We start from the raw sequence: 18,121 nt of genomic DNA, 5'->3' as shown, positions 1-18,121 counted from the left end.
GAACGCATGCGAAGTTATTTTTGGAGTGCGGCGACCCGGCGCCGCTTTTCTTGAAATCGACTTGTCGATTTTCTTATTTGAGATTAAGAGAGATCGCCAGGTCGATCTCGAGAAAAGCGGCGCCGGGTCGCCGCACTCCAAAAAAGAAGTTAGGCGAGGGCTACCATGCGGGTGTAGCCGAGGCGGTCGCGGAAAAAGGTGACAATAGGCTCGATGGCGAGATTGAGGAGAAGGTTGTAGATGAAAAACGCGAGATCGAGGGCCAAGAGGAAGGCGCTGGCTCCGAGAGCAAACAGAAAAAGAGGAATTGCAGCTTCTCCGAGATCACGGTTATGAATGTCAAAAACATCAGCAAGTAGTTGGAAAGGGTAGAAAGCCCATTCCATAGAGATATAGGGAAGTGAGAAGGTCTCTTCGAACCAGAGATAGAAGGGAATATTTGTCAGCTCACGGCGGTCCAATCCAAAATACTTTTGATGCTCATAGCGCTCGAACTCTTCGATTTCAAAAAAGCCTCCATGAAAACCCTGCCAGGCTGCCGAACACATCATGCCCAAGCGGCTCGTATGCAGCTTGCACGCTAGCCCTTCTGGAAGTTCTCTGATTGGCAGCCGGTTGTTGAGTATTGCAAGTTCTGTGAGGGCAGGAATGCGCTGCAGAATATCTGGGAGAGCGCTGAAATTGCTTTGAAAGAAGCGCAGGCGCTTTAAATTGGGTAGAGAAGCGAGCTCATCGGGAAGATATGCTATCGGGCCTGTAAACTGAAGGGTTGTTAACCCTTGAAACCGCCCGATCGCACGTGGAATATCCGAGCTATTGTTCAGGGCAAGCCCCTCGATTTGCTCCAGATGGGGTCTCTCTTCTTCGCTCTCCAGCCATCTGCCAATATTCCTAACTCCCGCCGGCGCGACAAAGCCTAGTCCTGCAAGAGCATCACCTAAACTGAGCAAACTCCTTGCTCTCTCATGTTCAGTCTCATCTACGATTCGGTGTACTCCAAGTAGAGTTTCTGGAAGAGGCCTATTTGTTTCAATGAGAGCTCTCACCTGAGTGCGTCCAAGCGCTGTCTCCCGTGCGAAGGCAAACACCTCTCCAGCCCACCGGCTCCACTTCTCATCCTCAGGAATAATGGAATAGGCAAAGACTCTGTTAAAGCTATCTGTTAGCTTCTCTCTAGTGAAAAACTCTTGCAGAGCCCGCATAGCTCTTCCTAGATTTTCATTCTGCACTGCAGCAATCGTAGCGAGCTCGCCTCTTTGAGTCTCTATCCTCGTATCAATCGTAACAGCAGGAAGTCCACTCTCATGCAGCTCAGCGCGCCGTGCCGTCTCCCACTCTGGATTCAGCGCCCACTCTTCTTCTTTTTTAACTGGGCATGCATCTAGTAACTTAGTCAATCCTCCGTAGAAAAGAATCCACCGCTTCTCTGCTAGCGAATCCTTCGGAGCAGCCGAAAGAAGAGCAGCCTTCTGCCAGCACTCTTTTAAGCTGTTTAATAGCGCCGCTCCTGTTGCAGTTGCACGCATGCCTAAAACAAAAGTATTGCACCCGTCTCCTGCAGTAACGACTATTTCTGTTGGAAGGCGCTCATCTCCCCAGAAGGCAGCGGCATAGTCCGCGTTTACTTTTTCTGCTAATGGAGCGCTCACCTGTTGAATCTCCAGAGCAGCTACAGCAAGCGTACGCCTGTTGACCTGGTCTCTAAAAAATGTGCAGACTCTGGCCACAAGGCCAAGCTCATGCACAGTAAGCATGCTGCCGACACCAGTCCCAAACGCATCTTTAAGCCCCGAAAAGTTGCAGGGCATTGCACTGGTAGACCAGCGTACTATTGTCATACGGCCACCATGCGGCTATAGCCAAGGCGGTCGCGGAAGTAGGTAACGACCGGCTCGATGGCGAGGTTGAGGAGAAGGTTGTAGGCAAAGATGGGCAGGTTAAGAAGCAGAACAAGTGGAGCGGTTATAAAAGCGACTGAATAAAGAACGCCGTTCCAAAAAGCGTTTAAAAAATTTGGAACTTCACCGAAACACCCTCGAATAATGTCACCTATAAGCAACCCAAGCACAAAAAGGGGTGTAGCCAAAAGGTAGTAAGGGGGATAGGGAAGTGAGAACTCCGCTAGAGCGATGTAGAAAGGAACACGTTCAAGATCCCACTGACGCAATCCCAAATAGAGCTCATTCGAGTACATCATAGGCCCTCCTTCATGAAAAAACTGCTCATATGCAGATCTAGCTAACATGCCCAAACGATTTGTGTGCAGCTTGCGTGCAATCCCATCTGGAAGTGTTGTGATTGGCGGGGTATTTGCAATTATTTGCAAATGAGTTAAGGCAGGAAGATTCTCTAAAAGAGCAGGAACTTCATTAAAACTACTGTTATAAAACATCAAATTCTGAAGATTAGGTAGCCTTGCGAACTCATTATGGAGGTGTGTAATTGCTCCTGTAAACGTAAGCGATCTTAGACCTTGCATCCTCTCGATTACACGCGGGATGTCTGTAGACCCCTGAATTATAAGCTGAGCCACTCTTTCTAGAGCTCCTCTATTTCCCTCCGCTTCCACCCACCCACGTTGCACCATATAGTCCCCATAAGGAACTTGAACGCCTTGCATGCGTAAGGCAAGAATGAAATTATCCCAAGAATCTGCTATCTGAGCCTCATTTCTATCTGCAATCGCCCTAACCTCTAGAAAGCGCGCGCTATTTAACTTTCTTCCAGCATCTGTTTGCAGAAAAGCTACTAGCTGGAAGCGTCCTCGCCCTGTTTCTCTTGCTAGCTCAAGATCTCTTCCAGCCCACCTCTGCCACCTCTCATTCTCTGGAATAGCTTGATCAGAGAAGACTTGATTGAAGCTGTAGGTGAGCTTCTCTCTAGTAAAAAAATCTTTTAAAGCCTGGGTAGCTACTGGAAGTCTGCTCGTTAACTCTGCTTCTTGATTGAGCTGGAGTCTGTCTTTTAGATCTGTAATAAAAAGAGCATGTCGTTGCGCTACGACTTGTGAACCGCCGACAAAACGAAGAGAATCGCACCAGTATTTTTCCCAGTTTTCACGAAAATCTTCTAGCTCAACAGATTCTCCTGCAACTATTTGGATCGAGGAGGTGAGATTACTCTTTCCAGACCTAACAGTAAAAAAGTTAATGAGAGGCGAATATATACTACCGCGAAAAGCGTTCTCATAACCAATGCTCACTCTACTCTCTAAATCACTGCTTGCTTGTCGAATCTCCATAGAAACTACAGCCAGCGTACGCCTGGTGACCTGGTCTCTAAAAAATGTGCAGACTCTGGCTACCAGGCCAAGCTCATGCACAGTGAGCATGCTGCCCACACCAGTCCCAAACGCATCTTTAAAACCCGAAAAGTCGCAGGGCCTTGCACTGGTAGACCAGCGTACTATTGTCATACGTCCACCATTCGGCTATACCCAAGGCGGTCGCGGAAGTAGGTGACGACCGGCTCGATGGCGAGGTTGAGGAGAAGGTTGTAGGCGAAGATGGGCAGGTTAAGAAGCAGAACAAGTGGAGCGGTAATAAAAGCGAATGAATAAAGAACGCCGTTCCAAAAAGCGTTTAAAAAATTTGGAACTTCACCGAAACACCCTCGAATAATCTCTCCTATAAGCCATCCAGGAATGATAAGAGGTGTAGCCAAAAAGTAGTAAGGAGAATAGGGAAGTGAGAGCTCCTCTAGAGCGATGTAAAAAGGAATACGCTCGAGGTCCCATCGTTTTAGTCCCAAATAGAGCTCATTCGAGTATTTCCACATCCAGCCTTCATCCAAGAACTGCTCATATGCAGATCTAGCTAACATGCCCAAACGATTTGTATGCAGCTTGCGTGCAATCCCATCTGGTAGCTCTCTTATTGAGTTTTGAAATATTCGCAAATGAGAGAGCGCAGGCAGATCCTGCAGAAGAGCAGGAACTTCAACAAAACTACTGTTATAAAACGTCAAATTCTGAAGATTAGGTAGCCTTGCAAGTTCATTTGGAAGATGAGTGATCCTACCTATAAATCTTAAAGATTTTAGCTCTTGCAACCTCTCGATCGCACGTGGGATGTCTGTAGCCTCCTCAATTTCAAGTCGCTCAACTCTTTCTAAGATTCCTCTATTCCTGTCATCTTCAATCCACTCACGACAGCTTAAATAGCTTTCTCCTTGGATACCGACACCCTGAGCTCTGAGAGCCACAGCAAAGCGCTCCCAATTCTTTTCAATTTCATCTTCACTTCTCTCTGCAATAGCTTGAATTTCAAGAAAACGCGCACTACTTAGCTTCTTTCCAGCATCTGTCCGTAAAAAAACATCTAACTCTGAAGATCCACGCGCTGTCTCTCTTGCTAGCTCAAGATCTCTTCCTGCCCATCTCTGCCATCTGCTATTTTGAGGAACTGCTTTATCGTTAAAAACTCTATTGAAGCTCCGAGTTAGCGTCTCTCTTGAAATGAAACTTTCTAGCATTTGCTGAGCGCTACGCAGCTTTTCATCCTGAGCTGCAGCAATCACAGCGAGCTCGCCTCTTTGAGTCTCTATCCTCTCATCGATCGTAGCAGCGGAATCTCCCCTCTCTTGCAACTCAGCACGTCTTAGCGTTTCCCAGTCTGGATTCAGTGCCCATTCATCCTCCTTTTTAAGTAAGCAGTCAGTAACTCTTACAGTCAGTCTTCTTTCGAAGACTAAGTGACGCCTTCTCGTTAATTCGTCGCTAGAGGTTTTTGAATTGAACATATACTTTCCACAACTCTGTATCAAACGCATAAAAAGTAGAGATCTCTCAAAAGGAGTTGTTCTTATTCCCAAAATCGCATCACTACACTTCTGCTCTTCATTTTGAAAAATACTGAGCGATACACGCTCATCGGGCTCAAATGTCGCTTCATAGTCAGCACTTACTCTTTCTGCTAATGGAGCGCTCGCTTGTTGAATCTCCAGAGCAGCTACAGCCAGCGTACGCCTGGTGACCTGGTCTCTAAAAAATGTGCAGACTCTGGCTACCAGGCCAAGCTCATGCACAGTGAGCATGCTGCCCACACCAGTCCCAAACGCATCTTTAAAACCGGAAAAGTCGCAGGGCCTTGCACTGGTAATCCAATTTGTTGTCATACGGCCACCATGCGGCTATAGCCAAGCTGGTCGCGGAAGTAGGTAACGACCGGCTCGATGGCGAGGTTGAGGAGAAGGTTGTAGGCAAAGATGGGTAGGTTAAGAATGAAGAGAAGAGGAAGAGTTGGAAGAGTAATTGCGGCAAGAAAAATCATGAAAGGACCGCTTAGCAGGTGTCGCACTCTTCCTTCAGGAACTAGGGATTCAAAAAGGGTTATGAAAGGCCAGGCGAAAAGCCCCCCTGGAATATAGGGAATAGAGAAGCTCTCTTCGAACCAGAAATAGAAGGGGATATTTGTAAACTGCACGCGGCTCAATCCAAAATACTTTTGACGCTCATACTTTTCATCCCAGTCTGGAGCCGAAAACTCTGCAGTAAAGCCCTGCCAGGCTGAAGTCCACATCATATCTAAGCGACTCGTGTGCAGCTTGCGCGCAAGACCATCCGGAAATTCTCTGATCGGCAACATGTTAAAGATCCGTAGCTGTGTAAGAGCAGGCATACGTTCTAGAAGAGGAGGAAGAGAACTAAAGTTACTTCCCCAAAGCACCACGCTCTGCAAATTAGGTAGAGAAGCTAGCTCATCGGGAAGGTAGGCTATCCGGCCATCAACTCTAATGCTTGTTAGCCCTTGAAACCTACCGATAGCGCGCGGAATATCTGAACACTCAAATAACATAAGCGAAGCGATTCTTTCGAGCCTCTCTCTTGCCCGCTCACTTTCCAATAGACTCCGAGGGTTATCGGGATCAAAATCAATACCCAGCCCCTCCCTTGAAAGAGCCGAACCTAAACTACTCAAACTCTTTGCTATCACAGGTTCAGTCTCATCTACGATCCGATGGACTCCGAGCATGGTTTCTCGAAGAGGCCTGCTGTTCTGAATAAGAGCTCTTAGCTGAACGCGCCCAACCCCTGTCTCCCGAGCAGTAGCGAGCAGATCTCCAGCCCACCGTCCCCACCTCTCATTCTGGGGAATAGCAGCATCTGTAAAAACTCTATTGAAGCTATGTGTGAGCCTCTCTCTCATAAAAAACTCTTGCAGTGCTCGAAGAGCTCTACCTAGATTTTCATTCTGCACTGCAGCAATCGTGTTGAGCTCGCTCCTTTGGGACTCTATCTTCTCATCAATCGTAACAGCAGGGAATCCTCCTTCATGCAGCTCAGCACGTCTTGCCGCTTCCCAGTCTGGTTTGAGCGCCCACTCGTTCTCTTTGGAGATCATGCAAACAGAGAGTTGCCTACTCAAGTTATGCAAGAAAATCGCATGCCGTTCTTCTGTCACCTTGTTTCTAGGGCTTAAGCCAAGTCCCGATCTTCCCTTCCACCACTCTCTCTCAATTTCTCGTGAGAAAGACTCATACTGCTTCCAGCAAGATTGCAAGTCATCACAAAGGGTGCCTTCAACTACAACTAGTCTTACCTTTCCCATGAGAGCATAACACTCCCTTCGGTAAGTATCGAAAATAGAGCTGGGATGACGCTTATCACCCTTAAAAAGGGCGTCGTAGTCAGTTTTGACTTTCTCTACGAGAGAAGAGCTCGTCTGTTGAATCTCCAGAGCAACTACATCAAGCGTACGCCTGGTGACCTGGTCTCTAAAAAATGTGCAGACTCTGGCCACAAGGCCAAGCTCATGCACAGTAAGCATGCTGCCGACACCAGTCCCAAATGCATCTTTAAAACCCGTAAAGTCGCAGGGCCTTGTACTGGCAATCCAATTTGTTGTCATACGGCCACCATGCGGCTATAGCCAAGGCGGTCGCGGAAGTAGGTGACGACCGGTTCGATCACTTGATCGAGGAGGATGTTGAAAGCGAGAATGGGAAGGTTCAGAATGAGAAGAGGAATCGAGGTGGCAAGAAAGGTGAGTATCATACTTAATGCAGCAGGAGTGGTGATAAACATGCTCTCCTCTTCAAACAGACACTGCTCTAATTCTTGAAAAACCATCTGAATTAGGCCCACGAAAACCAGGGATGGAATATATGGAAGAGAGAAGTTCTCTCTAAACCAGAGAAAAAAGGGAATCTGGTGCAGCTCTGTTCTCTTTATTCCCAAGTAGTGGTCATAAAGAGCTCCATCTTTCATATGATCGAACTCCAAAATATTGTTGCACGTCTTATTAGCAAACTCTCTGAGCAGCACGTAGATGCTATTTGTCTGCACTCTGCGCGCAAGCGCATCAGGAAGCACGCCTATCCTGTTTACAGGAGACTTGCGCGAAGAGATCTCTAGGTGAGAGAGCTGAGGAAGGCTTTCGATAACAGAAGGAATCTCAGCGTAATCCGCATCCAGCACATCGAGTCTGGTTAAATTTACAAGCTGCCCAAATCCATCGGGAAGGCTAGAAGGAGCAGCGCCGGTGTGCTTAAACCCTAGATATCGAAGCTCTCTTAGCTCACAAACCTCTGGTGGCAGTTCTGCTCTGTAGGCAAGACTCTGAACTCTCGATCGAATCTCCCTGCTCTCATCACTTTTAAACCATGCCCTGAGCCCATTTACATAAAGATTCCTTGGAATGGGAATGAGATAACGCAACGTCTTTATAAACGCTAGAAACACCCTATCCTCTATCGCCACACCAAGGGTGTAAATAGCTTCAAAGCGGGCCACGGAGAACTTCTGCCATTCGGGCTTCTGCTTCAAAAGAGCAAGCTCCCTGGGTCCTGCAACATCCCGATTCACTCTCGAGAGCTGCTGCTCGCACCAGCGCTGTAAAACCATCTCTCTTGGGATGATGAGAAGAGCAGCTTTGAGGCAAGAGGGGCTGAGCAGATCATCCCGCAAAATCTCTCTTTCCAGCCGTTCTTTTACTCCTCTAAAAAGCTTGCAAATGAGCCGATTGGTTTGGCTAAACTTAGCTAGCTCCTCCGTAGTAAGCATATTGAATAAGACCGCCTGGACAAGATCGTCTGGAAGTCCACGAAACTGAGCGAGCTGAACACTACTCATACGGCCACCATGCGGCTGTAGCCAAGACGGTCGCGGAAGTAGGTGACGACCGGCTCGATGGCTTTATCGAGGAGGATGTTGTAAATCAGGATCGGAATGTTGAGGAGGAGCGCTGTGCTACCGCTTGCGAAATATAAAAAAAAGGTTAGAAACATACCCAGAACCTCTACAATATCCCCCAAAATTGGAACGCGACCATTTTCTAATGCGTCTAGCAGTGGTATAATCGGCCGAATCAGCCCGGTGCCCGGCACGTAAGGCAGAGAAAAGGTCTCATTAAACCAGATAAAGAAGGGGATCTGCGTAAGATCGCGTCTACTCAGCCCGAGATATTGAAGATCGTTGACATAGTCATCTCTACTCTCAAAAAGCGTCTCCATGGCGCTGGCGAAATGGGTGACGAGCGAGTTTGACTGCATCTTGCGCGCAAGAGAGTCGGGAAGGAGATGGATGAGCGAACCAGCGATACGCTGCCGTATCGTTAGATAAGAGAGCGAAGGAAGCCCTTCAAGGACGGCTGGAATCTCCGTGAAGAAGCTTTGCCTGATTTGCAAAGATGTTAAATTGCGCATCTCTTGAAACCAGCTAGGAAGATAAGAGAGCCGACCAACTTGTCTATTGTTTATCTCTAGACGCTCTAGGTTTCTTAACCTGGTAATCTCTCTAGAAATTCCTGAGCACCCACGCAGCGCAAGGACCCGAATCTGATCTAGCTGTGGCAGGTGAGCATCGTCATTTAACCACTCTCTTATCTGATGAGGAAACTCCCCAGGAATTTGAACGTTTTGATTGCCAATCGCATTCCGCAGGAGTAGTAGATTCTGGTCTGCCTGATCTTGACAAGCCAGACGAACTGCTTCCTGTTTTACAAAGTGCTCATATCCTAGACGCGGATGTAGGCCTTGAAGAGGTTGTGCTCCTAAGCAGCTTCTCATCTCCTCAATCTGCGATCTATTCAGCGCTTTTAATGCATGGGTCGCGGGCAGATCTCTCCACTCCACAGTCGATCGGAAGAGATGAGAGAGCTTCTCCTGTGCCAAGAAGTTCTTAAGACGGGTGATTGCCCTCTCTAGGTTATCGCCCTGTCTTTTGGGTAGCCCGCTTCTTTCAACTCTCCTATCCTGTGCCTGAAAGTCGTTTAGTATCCAGCGCTCATCCTGCGCAAAACAGCACGCCTGAAGGTCTGCTAGGTGGCTATCAAAAAAAATGGCAAAGCGCTTTTCTCCTAACTCACCGAGATCAACACGCGAGTAGATATCAATGAGCTGGGTGGAATATCTTTCTAACGTTTCCTGGTTTGATACAGCCCTGCGCGCATCTAGATATCCGCCATGTCCATTCAGTTGCGCAAGCTGCTCTGGAGCCTCTATCGCATTTCGCGCAAGTGTCCATTGGGTTTTAACATCTGCCCAGATCTCACTCACTGAGCGTGTATCACTGCCAAATCTCCTTGCAAAAAGAGCTTCGACATCTTCAACTTGAGGCTTAAATGTGAATGCAATCTGGCCTTTAACGAGAATAGCTCTTTCTGCAGCAGCCTGATGCAACGCTTTACAAAGCCCAGCTACCTTATCGAGCTCTTCCAGAGTCAAAAATCCAAACATCACGTTTGCCATCGGCGCCTTCACGCTTGCAAAGTCGCAGGGCCTTGCACTGGTAATCCAATTTGTTGTCATACGTCCACCATGCGGCTGTAGCCAAGGCGGTCGCGGAAGAAGGTAACTACCGGTTCGATGGCTTTATCGAGGAAGATATTGTAGGCAAAGATCGTGAGATTAAGAGCTAAAGCCGGAAGTAGAGCGACTAGAAAGAGTGGCAGCTCGAAAGCAAACTGCAGGGGTTGATTAATAATGAAACGACCCCAAATTCGATCTACTGTTAGGAAGTGCTTCACTGTGTCCGCATAGGAAAAGATCCAAATATAAGGAAGGGAGAAGGTCTCTCTAAACCAGAGAAAGAAAGGAATCTGAGTAAATTTAGTTCTATTGAATCCTAAGTAGCTCTTGTTGTAAGGATTAGAAAGTGTAGTTTTAGGTTGTAAAGACCAGCACTGATCAATAGCACTACTAAAAAGCTGAGAAAAGGAGTTTATCTGCACTTTTCTAGCTACTCCATCTGGAAGAATCTTCACCTTATCGTCCGTCCAATCTAGCTCGGTAAGAGCAGGAAACCTTTCAAATCCCTGAAGAATTCTATTTGAATTTACCTCCAACCCGTTGGACACCTCAAGTTTAGAAAGATGTGGTAGAGAGGCGAGTAGATCCTCTAACTCTTTATCATAGTGGTAAACGTTAAACTTTAGAGACGTTAAACCTTTTAATTTTCCAACTTCTAATGGCAAGCATGTTACATCTAGAGCTTGCACCTGGGCGAGGAGTGGTTCATTCTGGGGATCGCAAAACCAAGCTCGTAGTTCTTTTCCAGAAAGGTTGGGAATATCTACATTCTGGGATAAGATCGCCTCACGAAACTCACTTAGCTGCTCGTCCGCATCTTTCAGATTAGAAGTGTAGATCGTGTGAATACGCGTAAAATTATCTATTGAGAGCTTTTTCCATAAGCCTTCTGCTCTTAAATTCAGAAGCTCTACACGCCCACGAGATGTTGCATGGGCAACCGCGCGCACCTCGCTATACCAGACTCTAAAGGCCTGATGAGTCGGAAGATGTTGATCTCCTCCACGTATCTGCTTGAACGAGAGTGTTAACGCCTCCCTTTGCCAAAAGGTAGTTAGATCACTTTCTACACCTTGGATCGCTGTTGTTCTCTTATCCAGGATTTGATGAAATCGCACGCGGAGCGCAGCTTCATCTGCTGTGTTAACTCGAAGTGGATACCTCCAATTTCCGTCGAAGTTTACCTTGGGTTTCTCAAACATATTACATACTCCAAGCTCCTCGTCTGAAAGAACACACTCCTGCAACCCGCTTCCAAAACGATTATAAAAAACTGCAAATCGCTTCAGATCGGATTCTCTCTCTTCTGCCGTAAAAGAAACTTCAATAAATTTAGAGCAGTGCTCCTTAAGCCAATGTCCTTCTCGATCTACACAATCTTGTTCCTTTATTCGATTTAGAAGCTCAATGCAGCGGCTCTTGCAAGCGTTACGGACTTCTAAAACGGGGCGATTTTCATCTTCAAAAGTCAGATTATAATTTTGCGAAAATCTCTCTGTCTGGTTTTTGCTCGTCTGACAGATTTCCGATGCAACGCGATCAAATACAAGCCTGACTACTCCTCTAAAACATCTATTGACCCGGCTTACTACGACAAGCTCTTGCGGGCTCAACATGGTGCTATACGCTTGCGCAAGAACCTCTCTATCCTCTTCAAAAAGTCGAGGAGATACTGCTCTTATGCTCATACGTTCACCATGCGGCTGTAGCCAAGCTGGTCGCGGAAGTAGGTGACGACCGGCTCAAGGGCTTTATCAAGGAGGATGTTGTAGATTAGGATCGGAATATTGAGGAGGAAAGCGGGAATCGCGCTTGCAAGATATATGAAAGGGGTAAGTATGCAAGCGGGAACGAGCGCAATATACTGCAAAATCGGAATGCGGACGTTTTCAAATGCGTCCAAGAGAGGCATGATCGGTGTTAACAGGAACATGGCTGGAATGTAGGGAAGAGAGAAGTTCTCTTTAAACGAGATGAAGAAAGGGATCTGCGTAAGATGGCGTCTATCTAGTCCGAGGTATTCAAGATTGCGCAGGTCATAGGTCTTCGTCTCAAAAAAATGCTCAAATGCAGAGGCAAAATGGGTAGAGAGAGCATTGCACTGCATCCTGCGAGCAAGTGCGTCTGGAAGCACGGGTATTGGATGCGCATCGTCCTGTATTATCTCCAAGTAGGAGAGGTGAGGAAGTCTTGCTATGGCATCTGGAATCTTTTTAAACCAGCTAGAGCGAATGGATAGCTCTCTTAAATTCTGCAGCTCTTGAAACCAGTCGGGAAGCCGAGTGGGCTGATTCAAGCTCTCGCGATTATCCACTCTGAGGACCTCCAGATTTCTTAATCTGGTGATCTCTTGCGGAATGCCCAAGCGGGCGAGCATGTTGAGTCTGCGGATTTGATCGAGCTCAGGCAGATGAGCTGGATCATTAAAATACGTGCGCATCATAACAGCAGTAGTTGCGGCATCTATTCCAGCGATTGCAACAGGAGAATGTAGGATACTCTGGCGCAGTTGCATCATATTCAAATCGTTCTCGCCTTGGCAAGAGAGTACGACCTGCTCCAGTCGAAGCATGTGGGTCGGGCTAAGAGTAGTTTTTTTAAGGAGTTCAGGGGTAGTCCTTGCTACTTCCATCCTTCTCATTACAAATGTCCACAAGTCTTTTACGGGCTGGTCCGTACTGGGAAAATCTCTATCAATGGAGCGCATTAAACTCTCCATCCCCGCAAAACTCTCAATGTGCTCAAGTGCGTCTTTTAAATTCTCCTTCTGCCTATTTGCTAGCTGCTCTCTCTCTTCATCTCTACCATCAAGTGCATTGAGCCTCCCAAATAGAAGATGCTCTTCAGGAGTAAAGCGGCAAGCTTCAAGTTTCTTTGCAAAAGAGTGAAGAAAGTTGATGAAGCGCATAAAATTGTCGTCAGCCAAAGAGGGAAGATGCAACTGATTCCAATATCTTACTATCTGGTTCTTATCTCTCGTGGCTTGATCTCTTTCTCCTATATCGTTGCCAGGAAAGTCGTAGCTTTGAGGGACGCGTATTGCATTAAGGCTCGCCCGGCAATTTGTACGAAGCTCGGAATGAATCTCCGAAAGGGGCCGAGCATCCTGACCAAACACTTTTGTATAGGCTCTTGGAGCATCCGCGTCTTGTGCTGTAAATGTTCTGGCGATCTTCTCTCTAACTGCAACTACCCTCTCTCCGATGATTACTCGAAAGACTTTGCAGGTCTTGCCCACAGCTTGGAGATCCTCCAGAGTCAAATACTCAAGCGCAATGTTTGCCATCGGCGCCTGCACGCCTGCAAAGTCGAATGGACGCGTTTGAAGAGCTGTTGTCATACGGCCACCATGCGGCTATAGCCAAGCTGGTCGCGGAAGTAGGTGACGACCGGCTCAAGGATGAAATTTAGGAAGAGGTTGTAAGAGAGGACCAGGAGGTTAAAAGCAAACAGTGGGAGTAGCGAGGCTATCAAGATTGGCAAGGCTATCCAGAAAAAATCTCCTAGGTTATCTCTGATGAGGTCTGGCAGGGCAAAGAATGAGATGTGGGGAAGGGAGAAGGTCTCTCTAAGCCAGATGAAGAAGGGAATGTGCGTGAGGTGGGTTCTATCTATTGGCAAGTTGTTATTTCCAGAGACCGTTCCTAGCTTCATAACTGCATTTTTAGCATCCCTAAGAAAAAAGCCGAGATCATTTCTCGTCTGCACTCTGCGAGCAAGCGCATCCGGAAAGGCGCGTATCGGAGAGAGATTATCAAATATATTCAGAGCAGTAAGGTTTGGAAGATCGAGAATAGCAGAAGGAATTTCCAAAAAATTGCAAAAACTAATCTCTACACTTTCTAATGTATGAGGAAGAGGTGGAAGATATGAAGTGCGACAATCTTCTTCTTGTACACTTACAGAAATTATAAGATCTCTAAACGAGAGCTTAGAGATCTCAGGTGGAATGTCACCTAGTTCCCAGCGAAAAAATGTAACTCGTGAAAATAACTCCTTTGTTCCATCGCTCCGGTGCCACTCTCTTAATTGCTTATCCTGAAGATGAGCAGGAAACGTACATCTACTCTCATTGTTGCATAGCTGACCAACAAAATATCGAAAGATCGCATCTACCTGTGCCTGATGCGAAGTAGCAATGAGATAGAGCTTTTGAATGCCCGAAGGAGTAAGCCTTTTCCACTCAGAGGTAGTTTTTAGCGCACTAAGCTCAGCTCTTCGTTTACGAAAAAGCATGCATTCATCAAGCTGGTTTTGGCACCACTTCCCGAAAATTTCATGGGTAGGTGCACCCGGATGGCTTAGCGAGACTCTCTGGTAAGAGAAGGCGAGCGCCTCGTTTTTTAAAAGGTTCGCAGTTAGTAGCCCTATTTTCTCTCTAAAGAGATCGCGAAAACGCAGGCACGTTTGAGCGCATGTGGCTACTTCTGCGGGCGTTAGCATGCCGAATATGACGTCCCTGATAACAGGGGGTGGCACTCCAGAAAAACGAGCAGATTGGACAACTGCCATTCTTAACCATTAGTGAAAAATAGTGTGTATATTATAGCACGTAGATGAGTATTTTTTGAGGATTAAAAAATTTATAATTAGAGATTTGTATAAAAAGAAAGGAGCCCAGAAACTGAGCTCCTTTAGAGTCGAAAAAGAAAAAATTTACTTTAAGCTTTCTTCTTCTGGATGTAGGTGACGACATCGCCTACAGTCTTGAGCTTCTCAGCTTCTTCTTCTGAGATTTCAAAGCCAAAACGCTCTTCGAAGGTCATGATTAACTCTGTGAGGTCGAGCGAATCGGCGTTAAGGTCTTCAACAAAAGACTTTGCAAGCGTAACGTCAGCCGCATCTACACCGAGCTGTTCGGTGACGATGTCGATGACTTCTTTTTCAATCGTCATGGTTTTTTCTTCCATTTTTTACTCTCCGTTTTCAAAATAAAATTTACATTACCATTCCGCCGTCAACTGTGAGAACTTGCCCAGTGATGTAACTGGACAGGTCGCTCGCCAAGAAGACTGTGGCGTCTGCAATCTCGCGAGCAGAGCCCATGCGGCCCATGGGTATCTTTTTCAGGATTCCCTCTTTCTGAGAATCCGTAAGGACATCGGTCATTCGGGTCTGAATAAAGCCAGGCGCAATGCAGTTTACACAGATACCGCGCGAGGCTAGCTCTTGAGCTAGGGCCTTTGTAAAGCCGATCATCCCCGATTTGGATGCAGCATAATTCACTTGGCCCGCATTTCCTGTCAAGCCGATGACAGATGATATATTAATAATTTTACCCCCGCGGGCCTTCATCATGGGTCTCACAAGCGTCTGGCAGGTGTTGTAGACCGACTTGAGATTGACATCCATCACCTCATCCCAATCCTGCTCGCTCATCTTCATCAGGAGGTTATCGCGTGTGATGCCGGCATTGTTAACCAGAACATCGAAGGTTCCAAATCCAGTGAGTAGATGCTGGATGGCGCTCTCAACAGCCTTCTTATCTGCAACGTTCACAGCTTCCGCAAAGAACTTCTGCTCAGGAGAGATTCTTGCTCCTTCAAGCTCTTGAAGAATCTCCTGAACGCGCTCGGGGTTTGTTCCAAAAACGGCGACATGCGCGCCTTCTCTAGCAAAACGCAGAGCGATCTCTTTGCCGATTCCCGCTGTTCCGCCAGTGATGAGGGCCTTCTTATCTTTTAGCATCTACACTCCTGCCATTAAGGATGTTATAACTGTGTCTAGATCTGTGACCTTTTCGAGAGTAAGTGTTGGAGCGAGCGTTCCAATCTTCTTATTCATGCCAGAAAGGGTCTTGCCGCAGCCCATCTCGATATAGAGGTCGACGCTGCCTTCCACGCTGCGAATCCCCTTCTCCCAGAAGACGGGGTGAGTAACTTGATCTGTCATAGACTTTCTGATCTCGTCGAGAGAAGAGACGACTCTACCCACGCTATTCATAATGAGGGAAACGGGGGTCTCTTTAAGGGGTGTAGCTTGAATGATAGGGCTTAATCTCTCTTGAGCCTCGCGCATCAGCGGAGAGTGAAAGGCGCCGGAGACATCAAGCGGCAGTACGCGTTTTGCGCCGCGCACTTTTAGGTGTTCTGCTGCCTTATCCATGTGAGCTAGATCACCTGCAATCACGACCTGTCCGGGACAGTTGAGGTTGGCGATCCAGACCTTTGAATCAGAACCGAGCTCTGCTAGAGCCTTTTCTACAGCTTCGACCTCTAAACCGAGCACAACGCGCATCGTACCAGGAGAGGAGAGGCACGCCTCATGCATGTAGAGGCCTCTCGCCTTTACGAGCTGGAGGCAGTCTGCAAAAGAGACCTTGCCAGCCGCTGTAAGTGCGGTGTACTCACCGAGGCTGAGCCCTGCGCAGAGAGTGGGGTGAACGTCTGGGCACTGCTGCTGAAACGTTCTCCAGATAGCAATGCTTACGATATAGATTGCAAGTTGACTGTTTTTTGTGAGGGTAAGCTCCTCGCCAGGCCCTTCAAAAATAAGCTTAGAAAAGGTCTGTCCGAGAAGATCGTCCGCCTCTTCAAAGGTCTGACGCGCGATGGGGAACTGGTCGTAAAAATCCTTTCCCATCCCTACATACTGCGCACCTTGTCCAGGAAAGAGATAAGCAAAACGTCTACTCATGACTCCTCATCTTTATAGGTTAAAATACAGCTGCCCCAGGTAAGTCCGGCGCCAAAGGCTGTAAGAAGAAGATTTTCTCCGCTTTTAATCTTATACTCCTGCAGAAGCTCATCGAGGGCGATGCCGAGCGAAGAGGCTGAGGTGTTTCCATACTTATGAACTGTCATGAAGACCCGCTCCATCGGCACTTCAAAGCGTTTAGCAATGCCTTCGATGATGCGGATGTTGGCCTGGTGTGGCACGAGCCAGCTGATCTCTTTTTCTGAGAGACCGGCCTGAGCTAGACACTGGTTGCAGGCAGCTTCCATCCTACGAACGGCGTGCTTATAGACCTCTTTTCCTTCCATGGTCAGGTAGTGGAGATTTGCTGCGACGCTCTCTTGAGAGGCTGGAGTGCGAGAGCCCCCTGCTGGCAGGGTGAGCAGGCACGCCTGCTCTCCATCTGCGCCAAGGCAGATCTCACGGATATGAAGACCTTTTCCTTTTGCGCTAACGATGCAGGCAGAGGCTCCATCTCCAAAGAGGACGCAGGTGTTGCGGTCTTTATAGTTCACAATTGAAGAGAGCTTCTCAGATGCGACGAGCAAGACATTTTTATACATGCCCGACTCAACAAAACTCTTAGCGATAGAGAGCCCATATACATACCCGGTGCAGGCTGCCTGTAAATCGAAGGCTGCGGCGTTGGGCAGTTTAAGGAGAGATTGAAGGATGCAGCTCGTGCTGGGGAAGATGTGGTCTGGGGTGAGCGTTGCGACGAGAATAAGATCGATCTCTTCGGGCTGAATCTTCGCATTCTCAATTGCCCTCTTCGCGGCTTCAAAGCCCATGGTAGATGTGTGCTCGCCCTCTGCAGCAATGCGGCGCTCTTTAATACCAGTGCGTGTGAAGATCCACTCATCAGAGGTCTCTACCATCTTCTCTAAATCGCTATTGCTCAGAACTCGCGTAGGAAGATAGGAGCCTGTTCCAATGATTCTCGCTTTTGCCAGCATCTGTTCTGGTTCCTAAAATTAAAATTTTTTGTTAAACGATCCTTCAATTTTAGCTTAATCGCGAAAAAAAACAAAGCTTCTTCCTCCTTTAAAAGTTTTCATTTGAAACACAACAAGCCGCTTCGCTATCCTGTTGGTCCTTATGTCAAAATATCCTTCACCACTTGTAAAACTGATCGCCAACTTAAAAAAATTTCCTGGTGTGGGTGGACGCACGGCCGAGCGCTTTGCGTTTCACCTTCTGGGCTGGTCGGATCATGAACTCAGCGAACTAGCAGAATCGATCTCAACCGCAAAGGCGCGCATCCGCACCTGCCCCGAATGCCACTGTCTGATGGATGAGAAGAGGTGCGACTTCTGCGATTTAACCAAAAGAGAGACGAGCCAGATGTGCGTCATCTCCTCGGCAAAAGATCTCTTTGCAATCGAAGAGACGGGCTCCTTCCGCGGCCTCTACCACGTGTTGGGAGGGCTCCTCTCCCCTCTCGAGGGAAAGCACCCTCAAAACCTCAATTTTGAGGGGCTCAAGCGCCGGATTCGGACTCATAATATTCAAGAAATTATTGTAGCGCTCGACTCGACACTGGAGGGCGATACAACAGCTCTCTATTTAAGAGAGCAGCTGCAAGGTTCGGGCATCAAGATCTCCAGACTCGCGTTCGGCCTTCCGATGGGAAGCTCTCTGGATTTTGTAGATGGCGGAACGCTACTACGCGCTTTTTCCGGAAGGCAGGGATTCTGAT

14 protein-coding genes are annotated in these 18,121 nt (G+C 47.6%); 1 reads left to right on the top strand and 13 read right to left on the bottom strand.

The window, feature by feature from the left end:
- Window positions 1-149: 149 nt before the first annotated feature.
- From HYX48_04225 to HYX48_04165, 13 genes are all read right to left on the bottom strand, one after another.
- The gene (locus HYX48_04225) at window positions 150-1,838 is read right to left on the bottom strand and encodes a leucine-rich repeat domain-containing protein (GenBank protein ID MBI2743104.1); all 1,689 of its coding nucleotides are present in this window, start codon (window positions 1,836-1,838) and stop codon (window positions 150-152) included.
- Window positions 1,835-3,415, bottom strand: coding sequence for a leucine-rich repeat domain-containing protein (locus HYX48_04220; protein ID MBI2743103.1), 1,581 nt, complete (start codon window positions 3,413-3,415; stop codon window positions 1,835-1,837). Before HYX48_04220 ends, HYX48_04225 begins: the two co-directional genes overlap by 4 nt.
- Window positions 3,412-5,115 (bottom strand): leucine-rich repeat domain-containing protein, encoded by a 1,704-nt coding sequence (locus HYX48_04215; protein ID MBI2743102.1) that lies wholly within the window; start codon window positions 5,113-5,115, stop codon window positions 3,412-3,414. The genes HYX48_04220 and HYX48_04215 overlap by 4 nt, the downstream gene beginning before the upstream one ends.
- Window positions 5,112-6,848, bottom strand: a complete 1,737-nt coding sequence (locus tag HYX48_04210; protein MBI2743101.1) for a hypothetical protein — start codon at window positions 6,846-6,848, stop codon at window positions 5,112-5,114. Before HYX48_04210 ends, HYX48_04215 begins: the two co-directional genes overlap by 4 nt.
- Entirely contained in the window at window positions 6,845-8,071 is a 1,227-nt protein-coding gene (locus tag HYX48_04205) for a hypothetical protein (GenBank protein ID MBI2743100.1), read from the bottom strand. The genes HYX48_04210 and HYX48_04205 overlap by 4 nt, the downstream gene beginning before the upstream one ends.
- Entirely contained in the window at window positions 8,068-9,747 is a 1,680-nt protein-coding gene (locus tag HYX48_04200) for a hypothetical protein (GenBank protein ID MBI2743099.1), read from the bottom strand. Before HYX48_04200 ends, HYX48_04205 begins: the two co-directional genes overlap by 4 nt.
- Window positions 9,744-11,435: a hypothetical protein gene (locus HYX48_04195; GenBank protein ID MBI2743098.1), complete on the bottom strand. Its 1,692-nt coding sequence runs from the start codon at window positions 11,433-11,435 to the stop codon at window positions 9,744-9,746. The genes HYX48_04200 and HYX48_04195 overlap by 4 nt, the downstream gene beginning before the upstream one ends.
- Window positions 11,432-13,087 carry a hypothetical protein gene (locus tag HYX48_04190; GenBank protein ID MBI2743097.1) on the bottom strand — a complete coding sequence of 552 codons (1,656 nt, stop codon included), beginning with the start codon at window positions 13,085-13,087 and terminating at the stop codon, window positions 11,432-11,434. The genes HYX48_04195 and HYX48_04190 overlap by 4 nt, the downstream gene beginning before the upstream one ends.
- A complete protein-coding gene (locus tag HYX48_04185) occupies window positions 13,084-14,259 on the bottom strand; it encodes a hypothetical protein (protein MBI2743096.1) in 1,176 nt (391 codons plus the stop codon). Before HYX48_04185 ends, HYX48_04190 begins: the two co-directional genes overlap by 4 nt.
- Window positions 14,260-14,408: 149 nt before the next feature.
- Window positions 14,409-14,642, bottom strand: coding sequence for an acyl carrier protein (acpP, locus tag HYX48_04180; protein MBI2743095.1), 234 nt, complete (start codon window positions 14,640-14,642; stop codon window positions 14,409-14,411).
- 43 nt (window positions 14,643-14,685) lie between these two features.
- Window positions 14,686-15,435, bottom strand: coding sequence for a 3-oxoacyl-ACP reductase FabG (gene fabG, locus HYX48_04175; protein ID MBI2743094.1), 750 nt, complete (start codon window positions 15,433-15,435; stop codon window positions 14,686-14,688).
- Window positions 15,436-16,383 carry an ACP S-malonyltransferase gene (fabD, locus tag HYX48_04170; GenBank protein ID MBI2743093.1) on the bottom strand — a complete coding sequence of 316 codons (948 nt, stop codon included), beginning with the start codon at window positions 16,381-16,383 and terminating at the stop codon, window positions 15,436-15,438.
- On the bottom strand, window positions 16,380-17,378 hold the full coding sequence (locus HYX48_04165) for a ketoacyl-ACP synthase III (GenBank protein MBI2743092.1): 999 nt from the start codon (window positions 17,376-17,378) through the stop codon (window positions 16,380-16,382). Before HYX48_04165 ends, fabD begins: the two co-directional genes overlap by 4 nt.
- A gap of 142 nt (window positions 17,379-17,520) precedes the next feature.
- Here HYX48_04165 and recR point away from each other — a divergent pair, with 142 nt between their 5' ends.
- Complete coding sequence (recR, locus tag HYX48_04160; GenBank protein MBI2743091.1) at window positions 17,521-18,120, top strand: recombination protein RecR; 600 nt, start codon at window positions 17,521-17,523, stop codon at window positions 18,118-18,120.
- The last annotated feature ends 1 nt before the right edge of the window (window position 18,121 follow it).

The sequence above is a fragment of the Chlamydiales bacterium genome (assembly GCA_016185065.1).
Taxonomy (GTDB): Bacteria; Chlamydiota; Chlamydiia; order Chlamydiales; family Rhabdochlamydiaceae.
Note: the sequence above shows the minus strand (reverse complement) of the source record. Positions and strands in the feature narration are given on the sequence as shown.